The following is a 12,600-nucleotide window of genomic DNA, read 5'->3' as shown; positions in this document are numbered from 1 at the left end:
ATCAGATCTCCATGCCCAGCATATTGGCCACCGTATGCACGTCCTTGTCGCCGCGGCCGGACAGGTTGACGATGACGATCTGGTCCTTGTCCATGTCAGGCACGATCTTCACCGCCTGTGCGATGGCATGGGCCGATTCAAGCGCCGGAATGATGCCCTCGACGCGTGTCGTCAACTGGAACGCCTCCAGCGCCTCGCTGTCGAGGATCGGCACATAGTCGACGCGGCCGGAATCGCGCAGCCATGAGTGCTCGGGACCGACGCCCGGATAGTCGAGGCCCGCCGAGATCGAGTGACCGTCCATGATCTGGCCGTCGGCGTTCTGCAGAAGGTAGGTACGGTTGCCATGCAGCACGCCGGGCGCGCCGGCACTCATCGAGGCGCAATGCTCGATGCCGTCGAGCCCGCGGCCGCCGGCTTCGACGCCGATGATGCGCACCTCACTGTCGTCGAGGAAGGGATGGAACAGGCCGATAGCGTTGGAACCGCCGCCGACACAAGCGATGATGGTGTCCGGCAGCCGGCCTTCCTGCTCGAGGATCTGGGCGCGCGCCTCGGTGCCGATCACCGACTGGAAGTCGCGCACCAGCTCCGGATAGGGGTGCGGGCCGGCGGCGGTGCCGATCAGATAATAGGTATCCTCGACATTGGTCACCCAGTCGCGCAGGGCCTCGTTCATGGCGTCCTTCAGCGTCCCGTGGCCGGCCGTCACCGGCCGCACCTCGGCGCCCAGAAGCTTCATGCGAAATACGTTGGGGCTTTGCCGGGCGACATCGGTCGCGCCCATATAGACGATACAAGGAAGCCCGAAGCGCGCCGCGACCGTAGCGGAAGCGACGCCATGCTGGCCGGCACCGGTCTCTGCGATGATCCTCGTCTTGCCCATGCGCTTGGCGAGCAGGATCTGGCCGAGGCAGTTGTTGATCTTGTGCGAGCCGGTGTGGTTCAGGTCCTCGCGCTTGAAATAGACCTTTGCGCCGCCGCCTAGGCCCTTCGCCGAGGACACCTCACGAAGATGCCTGGTCAGGCCTTCGGCGAAATAGAGCTTCGACGGCCGCCCGGCGTAATGCGTCGAGAGATCGGTCAGTTCGGCCTTGAAATCCGGGTCGTTCTTGACCTCGTTCCAGTGCCGCTCCAGCTCAAGGATCAGCGGCATCAGCGTTTCGGCAACGAAACGACCGCCAAAAATGCCGAACATGCCCTGCTCGTCGGGGCCGGTGCGGAAGGAATTCGGTATCGCCGGCTTGTCCATCGCCGATCTCCTGGTCTGTGGTTTGAAGCGTGGTCAGGCGGCGCGGTTGTCGCGTGCTGCCCCGACGGCGCGGAAAAATTGTTCGATCAGCGCCGGTTCCTTGACGCCCGGCGCGCTCTCCACGCCCGAGGAAACATCTATTCCGGGCGGGTTCGCCAGCCGAAAGGCGTCGCCGATATTGCCGGCATTGAGCCCTCCGGAAAGCATGTAATCGACGCCGGCGTCAAGGCCAGCCAGAATGCGCCAGTCGAAGGCAAGACCGTTGCCGCCCGGCAATTCCGAACCCTTAGGCGGCTTGGCATCGAACAGGAAGCGGTCGGCAATGCCGATGAAGGGCTTGACTCGCCCGAGATCGGCGGCCTCGCTGACCGGCAGCGCCTTCATCACCGGCAAGCCGTAGCGGGCCTTCACCTCGGCCACCCGCTCGGGAGGCTCGGCGCCGTGAAGCTGCAGCATATCGGGCTGCATCTTTTCGACGATGTCATCCAGGAACGCATCGCTGGCGTCGACCGTCACGGCAACCGCCTTGGCCTTGCCGCGCGCCGCTTCGCGCAGGCGGCCGGCTTCCGCCGGCTCGACATAGCGCGGGCTTTTGGCAAAGAAAATGAAGCCGACATGGCTGGCGCCGCCGGCCAATGCCGCAGCCAGTGCCTTGTCGGTCTTCAACCCGCATATCTTGATGTCCAGCGCCATGGCGCGGGATTGGCATGAAACGGCCAAAGAGTCGAGAAAAAGCATCCTGTTTGCCGCCAGCGCGGAACGCGCTACCTTGCTAATGTAAGAGCGGAACGCGCTACCTTGCTAATATAAGCGCAACGCTACTTGCTCAGGCACAGAGGCGGGAGAACAAAGATCATGCCGGAAAAGACCGTCGCGGAACTCAGGCAAAAGCTGGCGCAGGCCCATGAGGTCATCGCTCATTTGATGGACAAGGCAGCCTTCAACGGCGCCGAGGCGCACCGGGCGCTGGCTTATTTCAGCAACGAGACCTTCGAGAAGGATTTCCTGCCCTGGCCGCGCCATGTCGATGAGGGGTTGCGGCCGGAGGAGTTGAACGCGGCCAATGACGATTGATCGGCAGTGCAGAATCTATTGAGGCCGGCGCGAAGGATCGCTACAGTTTCCATTTCGTTCCCCTACAAGCATCCTACTCGAACGCGATCGCCTGCAGCGCGCCGCCATTGCGCTTGAGCCAGTCCTTGCAGCGCTCGGTATCCGGGCAAAGCTGCTCGCATAGTTTCCAGAATTTCGGGCCGTGGTTCATCTCCTTGAGATGCGCCACCTCATGCGCGACGAGGTAGTTTATCACCGGCCGCGGCGCCATCATGATGCGCCAGGAAAACGACAGATTGCCGTCCGACGTGCACGATCCCCAGCGGCTCGACGTATCCTTGAAGCGGATCGCCTTGGCGCGCTTGCCGACCGCAGCACTGTGCTTGGTCACCAGCGCTTCGATCTCGCGCTTGGCTTCGCGCTTCAGGAAATCGGCGATGCGGCGCGGCAGATGCACGCGTTCGCCATGCACGATCATCAGCGGCCCGCGCTCGTCGCGCGACAGCGTGACGGTGCCGCGTTTCGACGGTTCATGGACGATGCGATGCGGCACGCCGCGCACCGGCACCTTGATGCCGGGACGCACCTGCGGCCGGTTGGGCACTTTGGCCAGCCTTTGCTCCAGCCAGTCCTGATGGCGGTCGAGAAATTTTTCCACCTCGCCGCGGCGCAGCCCCGGCGGCACGGTGATGCGCAGACCACGGCCGCCGGAATCGATGCGCAGCGTCAGGCGCCGCGCCCGGTCGTTCTCGACGATCTTGAGCGGCAGCGTGCGGCCGGCAACGCAATGCTCGCGCTCCACGACGGGCGTGGGCTTGGGTTTCGTCGGGGTGCGGAAGAAGCCGAAGGACATTCCGGGACGATACGTGATTCGAGGGAAACGACTAGAACAAAAAAGAAACGGCGCCGCTGACGCGACGCCGTTGGATTATCTATCTGGGCACGGGACCTTACTCGTCGAGCAGGCCTGGCGTGGAGTTGCCGCCGCGTTTGTTATTCGTCGTCGAGCCAGTTGACCCACCTGTCGTGGGCGACGTCGACTTGTTGCGGTTGGCCATGAAGCGATCGAACTCTTCCTGGTCCTTGGCGCGGCGCAATTCGCGGGCATATTCATCGAACTCGCTCAGCATCTCGTCGAGCTTGCGGCGTTCCTCGGCAAGCCGCTCGAGTTCCTTTTCGCGCCAGTCGTCGAAAGCGACGTTGCCGGTGCGTGCGGAGCCAAGGCCCCAGCGCGCGGCCCTGTCGGAGCCGCGGCGGCAGCCGGCGAAGATGCCGTCGGTGGCGCGGTTGACGTCGCGCTTGAAGCCCTCGAGCCGATCGCCCCAGATGATGTAGGCGAGCATGGCGAAGCCGAGCGGCCAGAACACCATGAACCCGATCACCATCAACGCGATGGTCGCCGGCGTCCAGGCCGGACGGATCAATGCAGATGTGTTCATTTCTTCCAATCCTTCAGTTGGAGACAGCCAAATCCGGCTGCGTGGAATCGAAATGGGATGAAGAAAACGGCGATTCAAGACAGCAACCGCCAAAACCGGACAAGCGGCTGAAATGATTATCGCTTTTTGAGCATTTCAAGAAAAAGCACGACCAATCCGGCGATCAGGCCCCAGAACGCCGCACCGACGCCGAACAGCGTCAGCCCCGATGCGGTGACGGCGAAGGTGACGGTGGCGGCCATCCGCTCGTCCTCGTCTTTCAAGGCGATCGACAGTGCATTGGCGAGCGGCGCCATCAGCGCCAGGCCGGCGACCAGCGCGATCAGGCTCTGCGGCAATACGGCGAAGATCGCCACCAGCGAGGCGCCGAACAGGGCAAAGACGAGATAGGCCAACGCATAGAACGGCCCGGTCTTCCAGCGCTCGGCCGGATCGGGATGCACGTCGGGCCCGGTGCAGATCGCCGCCGAGATTGCCGCCAGATTGGTGGTCGAAGCGCCGAACGGCGCCGTCAGCAGCGAAAACAGGCCGGTGACGCCGATCAGCGGCCCGGGTTCGGGATGATAGCCGGCTGCCCTCAGCACGGCGAGGCCGGACAGGTTCTGCGAGGCCATGGTGACGAGGTAGAGCGGCAAGGCGAGGCCGATGATCGCAGTGGCGGTGAACTGCGGCATCACCAGCGTCAAGCTCGAGAGTTCCGGTGCCGGCAGACCGCCGACCCGGCCGATGAGGAAGGCGGCGAGACCGCCGCCGATCAGCACCAGCAGCACCGACAGGGCCGGGTTGAACAGGCGGATGACGAAGAACGCCGCAACCAGCGGCAGGATCAGCCAGGGGTCGACGGGAACGGTTTTCACCGCATTGATGGCGAAGGTGACGAGGATGCCGGCCAGCATTCCGGACGCGACGGACGCCGGTATTCTGGCGATCAGCTTGGTCAAGGGCCCGAACAGGCCGGTGGTGATCAGCAGGACCGCGGTGACGACGAAGGCACCAACCGCCTCACCCATCGAAAAGCCGGTCGACGCGGCGATCAGCGCCAAGCCTGGCGTCGACCAGGCGGTGATGACCGGCATTTTCGTACGCCAGGACAGCCACAGGCTCTCGATCGCCATCGCCAGGCAAAGCGCCGTCACCCAGCTTGCGGTCTCGACCTGCGTTGCGCCGACCGCCTTGGCGGCGGCAATGACGATGGCCAGCGTACCGCCGAAGCCGACGATCGCCGCCACGAAGGCGGACACCGGAATGGAAATGCGCATGTCTCTATCCCGCCTGCCGCACCATCGCGTCCACCGCCCGCACCAGCATGTCGAGATCCTGCGGCCGCGACAGGCGGTGGTCGCCGTCGGGAATGAGCGACAGCGTGACGTCGTCGGCGGGCAGCAGGCTGACCAGCTTCAACGCATGGCTCGACGGCACGTCGGGATCGGCAAGGCCTTGCAGGATGTGGACCGGACAGTGCGTGTCGATCGGCCCGGTCATCACCCGGTTGTTGCGGCCGTCCTCGATCAGTGCGCGCGTGTAGATGTACGGTTCGGCTGAATAGTCCGACGGCTCCTCGAAAAAGCCCTTTTTCCTGAGGTTGCGCTTCTGCGCCCCGGTCAGCACCGGCTCCACCAGTTCGAATGTGAAATCGGGCGCCGGGGCCAGCAGCACAAGGCCGGCGACGCTGTTCTCGCCCGCCTTGCGCAATTCCTGCACCATGCGCAGCGCGATCCACGCGCCCATCGACGAGCCGACCAGGATTTGCCTGCCCTGGGTGAAGCGGCGGAAAACCGCCAGGCTCTCGCCCAGCCATTTCGAGATGGTGCCGTCGGCAAAGGCGCCGCCCGATTCGCCGTGGCCGGAATAATCGTGGCGCAGGAAAGCGCGGCCTTCTTTGCGCGTCCATTCCGACAAGGTTTCGGCCTTGGTGCCCAGCATGTCGGATTTGTAGCCGCCAAGCCAGACGATGCCGGGCTCGGCACCTGCAGCATGCCTGACGGCGATGCTCGTCCCGTCGACGTCCAGAAAGATCGGGGTGGTGCTCATGGTGTATTCCCTCACGCCGGTCTTTTGGCACAGCAAGGCATTCAACGAAAAGTGCTCCGCCACTTTCTTCGCTTGGTGCAGAGGAGCATTCCATCGAGCAGGTGATTTCCTGAGAATGCTGTGCTATTGACTCCGACCGCGCGCTCACCACATTGCGCGTTCGCAATTCTGAACTGAAGAACCCCTTAACGAAACGGCTCAAGGAGACCACGACCATTCGCAGACCTTTCAAAGCAGCGGCGCCCACCAAGGAAGGCCCGCGCTCCAACCGTGACATCCGGGTTCCCCGGGTCCAGCTAATCGACGCCGAAGGCCAGAACCGCGGCGATGTCTCCATCAACGACGCATTGCTGCTCGCCGAAGAGGCTGGGCTCGATCTGGTCGAGATATCGCCCAATGCAGTGCCGCCCGTCGTAAAGATCCTCGATCTCGGCAAGCTGAAATACGCCAACCAGAAGAAGGCGGCCGAGGCGCGCAAGAACCAGAAGGTCATCGAGATCAAGGAGATCAAGATGCGCCCGAACATCGACAGCCACGACTACGAGACCAAGATGAAGGCCGTCCGGCGCTTTTTCGAGGAAGGCGACAAGGTCAAGCTGACATTGCGCTTCCGCGGTCGCGAGATGGCGCATATGGAACTCGGCATGCAGCTTCTGAACAAGGTTCGCGAGGAAGTGGCGCCCATCGCCAAGGTCGAAGCCGAACCGAAGCTCGAAGGCCGCCAGATGATGATGGTGCTGGCGCCCCGCTAAAGCGCGTTGCGCTTTAGTTCTGTTTGTGCATGTCGTTGTCGCAAAACCGCAGCGCACTTTTGGGCGACGTGCATTAAATCCGCCTGAATCATATTGCAAGGCGTCCCGGCGATCGGCGGGGCGCCTGTTCTTGGCCAGACGCTGCGATCGCCGGCGAGAGCAAAGACGCTCTGGTTCCCTCGACGATCGGATTCCCGACATGGTCAATGACGTCAAGCATTCGGAAGCCAAATATGGGCTGGGCAGCTACCAGCACACGCGCAGGATGGTGCTTGCCGTCGTCGTCGTCGTCCTTTTCGCGATGCTTTTGTTCGGGCAGTCGGTTTTTCCGCCCGATACGCCTGTGCATGAAACGATCGAAATGGTCGGCGTCGTGCTGATCTTTCTCGGCATCGTCGGACGCTTGTGGTCGACGCTCTATATTGGTGGACGCAAATCCTCCGAAGTGGTGACCGGCGGACCCTATTCGATCACTCGCAACCCGCTCTATGTCTTCTCTACTTTAGCTGCCGCCGGTGTCGGCGCACAGATCGGCTCCATCACCGCCACGATCGGCTTTGGAGCGCTCTGCGCGGGTGCATTTTACATCGTTATCCTGCGCGAGGAGAAATTCCTCAGGCAGGTTCTTGGCGCGCCATACCAGGCCTACCTGTTGAAAGTGCCGCGCTTCTTCCCGAAACTGTCGCTGTATCAGGAAGGCGACACCGGCAGCTTCAAGCCGCGCCTGCTGCGAACCACGCTGCTGGACGGGCTGGTGTTCCTCGTTGCCTTGCCGGCTTTCGAACTGATCGACGGCGCCCAGCAGTCGGGCATATTGCCGGTGCTGTTCCGTTTCCCCTGAGCACTACAGTGTTGCTCGGCACGGGGTGTTGCGCGCCAGCCCGCTTTGACGTATAGGACCGCCGTTCCCAAAAAACCGCCCGGCAGGGCATGCCGTGGCGGTTTCATTTGCTTTTCAGGCTTTGGTCGGCCTGAAGCGAACAAAAAGCGCATTGGTGCGCATATAAACGGAGTAGCAAAATGCCCAAGATGAAGACCAAATCGGCCGCCAAGAAGCGGTTCAAGATCACAGGTACGGGTAAAGTTCTGTCGGCTGCGGCCGGCAAGCGTCACGGCATGATCAAGCGTTCCAACAAGTTCATTCGAAATGCCCGCGGCACGATGGTTCTGGCTGAACCGGATGGCAAGAAGGTCATCAAGAATTTTCTGCCGAACGGCCTCTGAGCATTCGGTCTGGACAGCGTTAAGGAGATCATGACATGGCACGCGTAAAGAGAGGCGTCACCTCGCACGCCAAGCACAAGAAGGTCCTGAAAGCCGCCAAGGGTTTTTACGGCCGTCGCAAGAACACCATCCGCATCGCCAAGCAGGCGGTGGAAAAGTCGCTGCAGTACGCCTATCGCGACCGCAAGAACCGCAAGCGCTCGTTCCGCGCGCTGTGGATCCAGCGCATCAATGCGGCGACGCATGAGCATGGTCTGACCTATGGCCGTTTCATCGACGGTCTCAACAAGGCCGGGATCGAGATCGATCGCAAGATCCTGTCGGACATGGCCATCCACGAGCCGCAGGCCTTCGCCGCACTCGTGGCCAAGGCCAAGGTCGCGCTCGAATACCTGAAGAATACCACGCCGAATGCTTTTGAAAGCGCTGTCGCTTAAGACCAGCGCTTCCCAAGCTATTCGACACTTGATTTGGGAAACCCGCGCTGGCAGGGCTGGCGCGGGTTTTTCTTTGCTTCCAATCGGATCTGGAACATGAGTGACATGGAAACTCTCGAAAATTCCCTGATGGCCGAGATCGCCTCGGCCGCCGACGAGCAGGCGATCGAGGCGGTGCGTGTCTCTGCCCTTGGCAAGAAGGGCTCGGTTTCCGAGATGCTGAAGACACTCGGCTCGATGAGCGCCGAGGAGCGACAGGTCAAAGGCCCGGCAATCAACGGCCTCAAGAACCGCGTCACCGAGGCACTTTCGGCGCGCCGCGCCGAGCTGAAAGATGTGGCGATCACAGCACGGCTTGCCGCAGAGAAGGTCGACGTCAGCTTGCCGGTCAGGCAATCGCCGGCCGAGCGCGGCCGCATCCATCCGATCAGCCAGGTTATCGACGAGATCGCAGCGATTTTCGGCGATCTCGGCTTTGCCATCGCCGAAGGTCCCGACATCGAGACCGACTATTACAATTTCACCTCGCTGAACTTCCCGGAAGGCCACCCGGCGCGCGAGATGCACGACACGTTCTTCTTTCAGCCGGACGAGCAGGGCGAGCGCAAGCTTTTGCGCACCCACACCTCGCCGGTGCAGATCCGCACCATGGAGATGCAGAACCCGCCGATCCGCATCGTCATCCCCGGCAAGACCTACCGGCAGGATTCCGATGCCACCCACTCGCCGATGTTCCATCAGGTCGAGGGGCTGGTGATCGACAAATCGGCCAACGTCGCCAACATGAAATGGGTGCTGGAGGAGTTCTGCAAAGCCTTCTTCGAGGTGCCGAGCGTCAAGATGCGCTTCCGGCCGTCTTTCTTCCCGTTTACCGAGCCCAGCCTCGAGGTCGACATCCAGTGCGACCGTTCGCGGCCCGGCGAGGTGCGCTTCGGCGAAGGCTCCGACTGGATGGAGATTCTCGGCTGCGGCATGGTCCACCCCAATGTGCTCCGTTACGGCGGGCTCGATCCCGACGAATACCAGGGCTTCGCCTGGGGCATGGGCATCGACCGTATCGCCATGCTGAAATACGGCATGCCGGATCTGCGCGCCTTCTTCGACGCCGATGTGCGCTGGCTGTCGCATTACGGTTTTAGGCCGCTTGACATGCCGACGCTGTTCGGGGGCTTGAGCGCGTGACGACCGGGCCGCAGCAAATCCGCAGACAGCTCGCCTTCCTGCACATGTCCGACGCGCGGGCGCATAGCTTCAAGTGCAACATGCCCAGACCAGACGGAACACAGTCATGAAACTCACCCTCTCCTGGCTCAAGGATCATCTCGAGACAGACGCCTCGCTGGCGGAAATCGTCGAGCGTCTCACCTCGATCGGCCTCGAGGTCGAGCATGTCGACGACCGGGCGAGCCTGGCTCCCTTCGTCATCGCCAAGGTGCTGACGGCGGTCCAGCATCCCGACGCCGACCGGCTTCGCGTGCTGACCGTCGACACAGGCGACGGCAAGCCGCCGGTGCAGGTCGTGTGTGGAGCGCCGAACGCCCGCGCGGGCCTGGTCGGCGCCTTTGCAGCACCGGGCACCTATATTCCCGGCATCGACGTGACGCTGACCGTCGGCAAGATCCGCGGCGTTGAAAGCCACGGCATGATGTGCTCCGAGCGCGAGCTCGAATTGTCCGAGGAGCATGACGGCATCATCGACCTTCCGGCCGATGCGCCGGTCGGTACCAGCTTCGCCGCCTATGCCCATCTCGACGACCCGCTGATCGAGATCAATCTGACGCCGAACCGGCCGGATGCGACCAGTGTCCATGGCATCGCCCGCGATCTGGCGGCGAGCGGGCTCGGCACGCTGAAGAGCGCGCCGATAGAGCCGATCCCCGGCAAGGGCGAGACGCCGGTCAAGGTGACGATCGAAGCGCCGGAGCTCTGTCCCGGCTTTGCGCTGCGCCTGGTGCGCGGCGTCAAGAACGGACCGTCGCCGAAATGGCTGCAGCAAAGGCTTCTCGCCATCGGCTTGAGGCCGATCAGCGCGCTCGTCGATATCACCAACTACGTCACCTTCGACCGCGGTCGGCCGCTGCATGTCTTCGACGCTGCGAAGGTCACCGGCAATCTCGCCGTGCGCCGGGCGCGTGATGGCGAAAAGGTGCTGGCGCTCGACGGCCGCGAATACACGCTGACGCCGGAGATGTGCGTCATCGCCGACCAGGACGGCATCGAATCGATTGCCGGCATCATGGGCGGCGAGCATTCCGGCTGCGACGAGAACACCACCGACGTGCTGATCGAGTCGGCGCTTTGGGACCCGATCACCACCGCCCGCACCGGCCGCACGCTCGGCATCATCACCGACGCACGCTACCGCTTCGAGCGTGGCGTCGACCCGGAAATGATGATTCCCGGTGTGGAGCTGGCGACGAAGCTGGTGCTCGATTTCTGCGGCGGTACGCCGGCGCAAACCGAAGTCGTCGGCTATGCCGGCCATCAGCCGAAGATCGTCTCGTTCCCATTGTCCGAAGTGAAGCGGCTGACCGGCATCGAAGTGCCGCGCTCGACAAGCCTCGACATTCTTGCCTGCCTCGGCTTCAGGCCGGAGGGCACGGGCGATGTCGTCAATGTGGCGGTCCCGTCCTGGCGGCCGGATGTCGACGGCAAGGCCGACCTGGTCGAGGAGGTCATGCGCATCCACGGCGTCGACAACATCGCGCCGCAGCCGCTCGGTTCGCACGATGCGGTCAACGCCAGGATCCTGACTGTGCTGCAGATCCGCACCCGCGCCGCCAAGCGGGCACTTGCCGTGCGCGGCATGATGGAGGCCGTCACCTGGTCGTTCATTCCGGCAAAACACGCCGAATTGTTCGGTGGCGGCCAGCAGGCGCTGAAGCTTGCCAACCCGATCGCCGCCGATATGTCGGACATGCGGCCGTCGCTGCTGCCGGGGCTGATCGCGGCAGCACAGCGCAATGCCGACAGGGGCATCGGCGATGTCGCGCTGTTCGAAGTGTCGGGCACTTACGAGGGCGCCGGCGCCGACCAGCAGCGGCGCGTTGCCGCCGGCGTGCGGCGCGGCACCGCCAGGCTCGAGGGCTCCGGCCGCCATTGGGCGGGCAATGCCGGCGCCGTCGGCGTCTTCGATGCCAAGGCCGATGCGATCGCAGCACTCGAAGCCTGCGGCGCGCCGGTCGAGCGGCTGCAGATCGAGGCCGGCGGCCCGGCCTGGTATCATCCCGGCCGCTCCGGCACGATCAAGCTTGGGCCGAAGGTAATCCTTGGCACGTTTGGCGAGTTCCACCCGAAGACGCTGGAGGGGCTTGACGTCTCCGGCCCGCTTTGCGGCTTCGAAGTGTTCATCGATACCGTGCCCGAGCCGAAGGCCAAGCCGACGCGAACAAAGCCGAGGCTTGATCTGTCCGCCTTCCAGGCGGTCAAGCGCGATTTCGCCTTCGTCGTCGACAAGGCGGTCGAAGCCGGCACACTCGTTCGCGCCGCCCTTGCCGCCGATCGAAAGCTGATTTCCGGCGTCTCGGTGTTCGATGTTTTCGAGGGTGCAGCGCTCGGCGCGGCGAAGAAATCGATCGCCATCGAAGTGTCGATCCAGCCGGTCGAAAAGACGTTGACCGACGAGGATTTCGAGGCGCTGGCCAAGCGCATCGTCGATAATGTCGGCAAGCAGACCGGCGGCGTGCTGCGCGGCTGAGGGGTTGCGAGCGCCTGGCGAATCGCCGTCCAAAGGGCGATGGACCATTTGCGCTATTGCGGGCTGCCCTTCGAGAAACAGCGTGCAGTCTTTCTCGATATCGTCTCGGCCGATCCGCTGATTGCCGAGACGCTGTCGCGGGTACGGGTGCTAGGCCTGCCGGACTGGCTGGTCGTGTCCGGCGCGCTTTACAACAGCGTCTGGAATCATCTGACCGGAAAGCCATCGGGGTACGGCATCCGGGATGTCGACCTGTTTTATTTCGATGAGAGCGATCTGTCCTATGAAGCCGAGGACACGGTCATCCGCCGTGCGGCGAGGCATTTCGAAGGGCTGAAGCTGCCGGTCGAGGTTCGCAATCAGGCACGGGTGCATCTGTGGTTTGAGGCGCGCTTTGGCGGTTCCTATCCCAGACTGTCGTCGTCCGCCGAGGCGCTGTCCTATTTCGCTTCGAAAACCCATGCGGTCGGCGTTAGATTCGACACCGATGGGCAACTCGCGCTCGTGGCGCCGTTCGGGCTCGACGACATCTTCTCGTTTCGCGTTACCCCGAACCGTGCACTGGATAATCGGCAGACGCACGAGATGAAGGGCGCGCGTGCCAGGGAGAACTGGCCGGAGATCAGTGTCATGCCTTGGTAGGAAATGTCGGCGCGAGGCACCCCCCTCTGCCCTGCCGGGCATCTCCCCCTCAAGGGGGGAGATCGGATGTCGC

At 63.1% G+C, this 12,600-nt stretch carries 14 protein-coding genes; 8 read left to right on the top strand and 6 right to left on the bottom strand.

The window, feature by feature from the left end:
* Position 1: 1 nt before the first annotated feature.
* Entirely contained in the window at positions 2-1,252 is a 1,251-nt protein-coding gene (gene trpB, locus NKI41_RS07305) for a tryptophan synthase subunit beta (protein WP_352505958.1), read from the bottom strand.
* 33 nt (positions 1,253-1,285) lie between these two features.
* Positions 1,286-1,945 (bottom strand): phosphoribosylanthranilate isomerase, encoded by a 660-nt coding sequence (locus NKI41_RS07300; RefSeq protein ID WP_352616834.1) that lies wholly within the window; start codon positions 1,943-1,945, stop codon positions 1,286-1,288.
* 162 nt (positions 1,946-2,107) lie between these two features.
* Between NKI41_RS07300 and NKI41_RS07295 the strand changes: the two genes are divergently transcribed.
* On the top strand, positions 2,108-2,326 hold the full coding sequence (locus tag NKI41_RS07295) for a hypothetical protein (RefSeq protein WP_254815955.1): 219 nt from the start codon (positions 2,108-2,110) through the stop codon (positions 2,324-2,326).
* Positions 2,327-2,399: 73 nt separating this feature from the next.
* Here NKI41_RS07295 and NKI41_RS07290 read toward each other — a convergent pair whose 3' ends face one another.
* The 4 genes from NKI41_RS07290 to NKI41_RS07275 form a co-directional block, all read right to left on the bottom strand.
* Positions 2,400-3,158: a M48 family metallopeptidase gene (locus tag NKI41_RS07290; protein WP_352451640.1), complete on the bottom strand. Its 759-nt coding sequence runs from the start codon at positions 3,156-3,158 to the stop codon at positions 2,400-2,402.
* Positions 3,159-3,255: 97 nt separating this feature from the next.
* A complete protein-coding gene (locus NKI41_RS07285) occupies positions 3,256-3,744 on the bottom strand; it encodes a DUF2852 domain-containing protein (RefSeq protein WP_352682215.1) in 489 nt (162 codons plus the stop codon).
* A gap of 116 nt (positions 3,745-3,860) precedes the next feature.
* Positions 3,861-5,003: a benzoate/H(+) symporter BenE family transporter gene (locus NKI41_RS07280; protein ID WP_352682213.1), complete on the bottom strand. Its 1,143-nt coding sequence runs from the start codon at positions 5,001-5,003 to the stop codon at positions 3,861-3,863.
* A gap of 4 nt (positions 5,004-5,007) precedes the next feature.
* Positions 5,008-5,775, bottom strand: coding sequence for an alpha/beta hydrolase (locus tag NKI41_RS07275; RefSeq protein WP_352682211.1), 768 nt, complete (start codon positions 5,773-5,775; stop codon positions 5,008-5,010).
* 215 nt (positions 5,776-5,990) lie between these two features.
* Between NKI41_RS07275 and infC the strand changes: the two genes are divergently transcribed.
* The 7 genes from infC (at position 5,991) to NKI41_RS07240 (ending at position 12,527) form a co-directional block, all read left to right on the top strand.
* Positions 5,991-6,527 carry a translation initiation factor IF-3 gene (infC, locus tag NKI41_RS07270; protein WP_023677573.1) on the top strand — a complete coding sequence of 179 codons (537 nt, stop codon included), beginning with the start codon at positions 5,991-5,993 and terminating at the stop codon, positions 6,525-6,527.
* A gap of 199 nt (positions 6,528-6,726) precedes the next feature.
* Positions 6,727-7,368, top strand: a complete 642-nt coding sequence (locus NKI41_RS07265) for a methyltransferase family protein (protein ID WP_352682209.1) — start codon at positions 6,727-6,729, stop codon at positions 7,366-7,368.
* Between the two features lie 179 nt (positions 7,369-7,547).
* Complete coding sequence (gene rpmI / locus NKI41_RS07260; RefSeq protein WP_006201248.1) at positions 7,548-7,751, top strand: 50S ribosomal protein L35; 204 nt, start codon at positions 7,548-7,550, stop codon at positions 7,749-7,751.
* A 35-nt stretch (positions 7,752-7,786) separates the two neighbouring features.
* Positions 7,787-8,188 carry a 50S ribosomal protein L20 gene (gene rplT / locus NKI41_RS07255; RefSeq protein WP_006201247.1) on the top strand — a complete coding sequence of 134 codons (402 nt, stop codon included), beginning with the start codon at positions 7,787-7,789 and terminating at the stop codon, positions 8,186-8,188.
* Positions 8,189-8,284: 96 nt separating this feature from the next.
* Complete coding sequence (gene pheS, locus NKI41_RS07250; protein ID WP_352682208.1) at positions 8,285-9,370, top strand: phenylalanine--tRNA ligase subunit alpha; 1,086 nt, start codon at positions 8,285-8,287, stop codon at positions 9,368-9,370.
* Between the two features lie 106 nt (positions 9,371-9,476).
* The gene (gene pheT / locus NKI41_RS07245) at positions 9,477-11,885 is read left to right on the top strand and encodes a phenylalanine--tRNA ligase subunit beta (protein ID WP_352682206.1); all 2,409 of its coding nucleotides are present in this window, start codon (positions 9,477-9,479) and stop codon (positions 11,883-11,885) included.
* Positions 11,886-11,924: 39 nt separating this feature from the next.
* Positions 11,925-12,527 carry a nucleotidyltransferase family protein gene (locus NKI41_RS07240; RefSeq protein ID WP_352682204.1) on the top strand — a complete coding sequence of 201 codons (603 nt, stop codon included), beginning with the start codon at positions 11,925-11,927 and terminating at the stop codon, positions 12,525-12,527.
* The last annotated feature ends 73 nt before the right edge of the window (positions 12,528-12,600 follow it).

The sequence above is a fragment of the Mesorhizobium sp. M0601 genome (assembly GCF_040320845.1).
Classification (GTDB): domain Bacteria; phylum Pseudomonadota; class Alphaproteobacteria; order Rhizobiales; family Rhizobiaceae; genus Mesorhizobium.
This window is presented reverse-complemented; position numbering and strand designations above follow the sequence as displayed.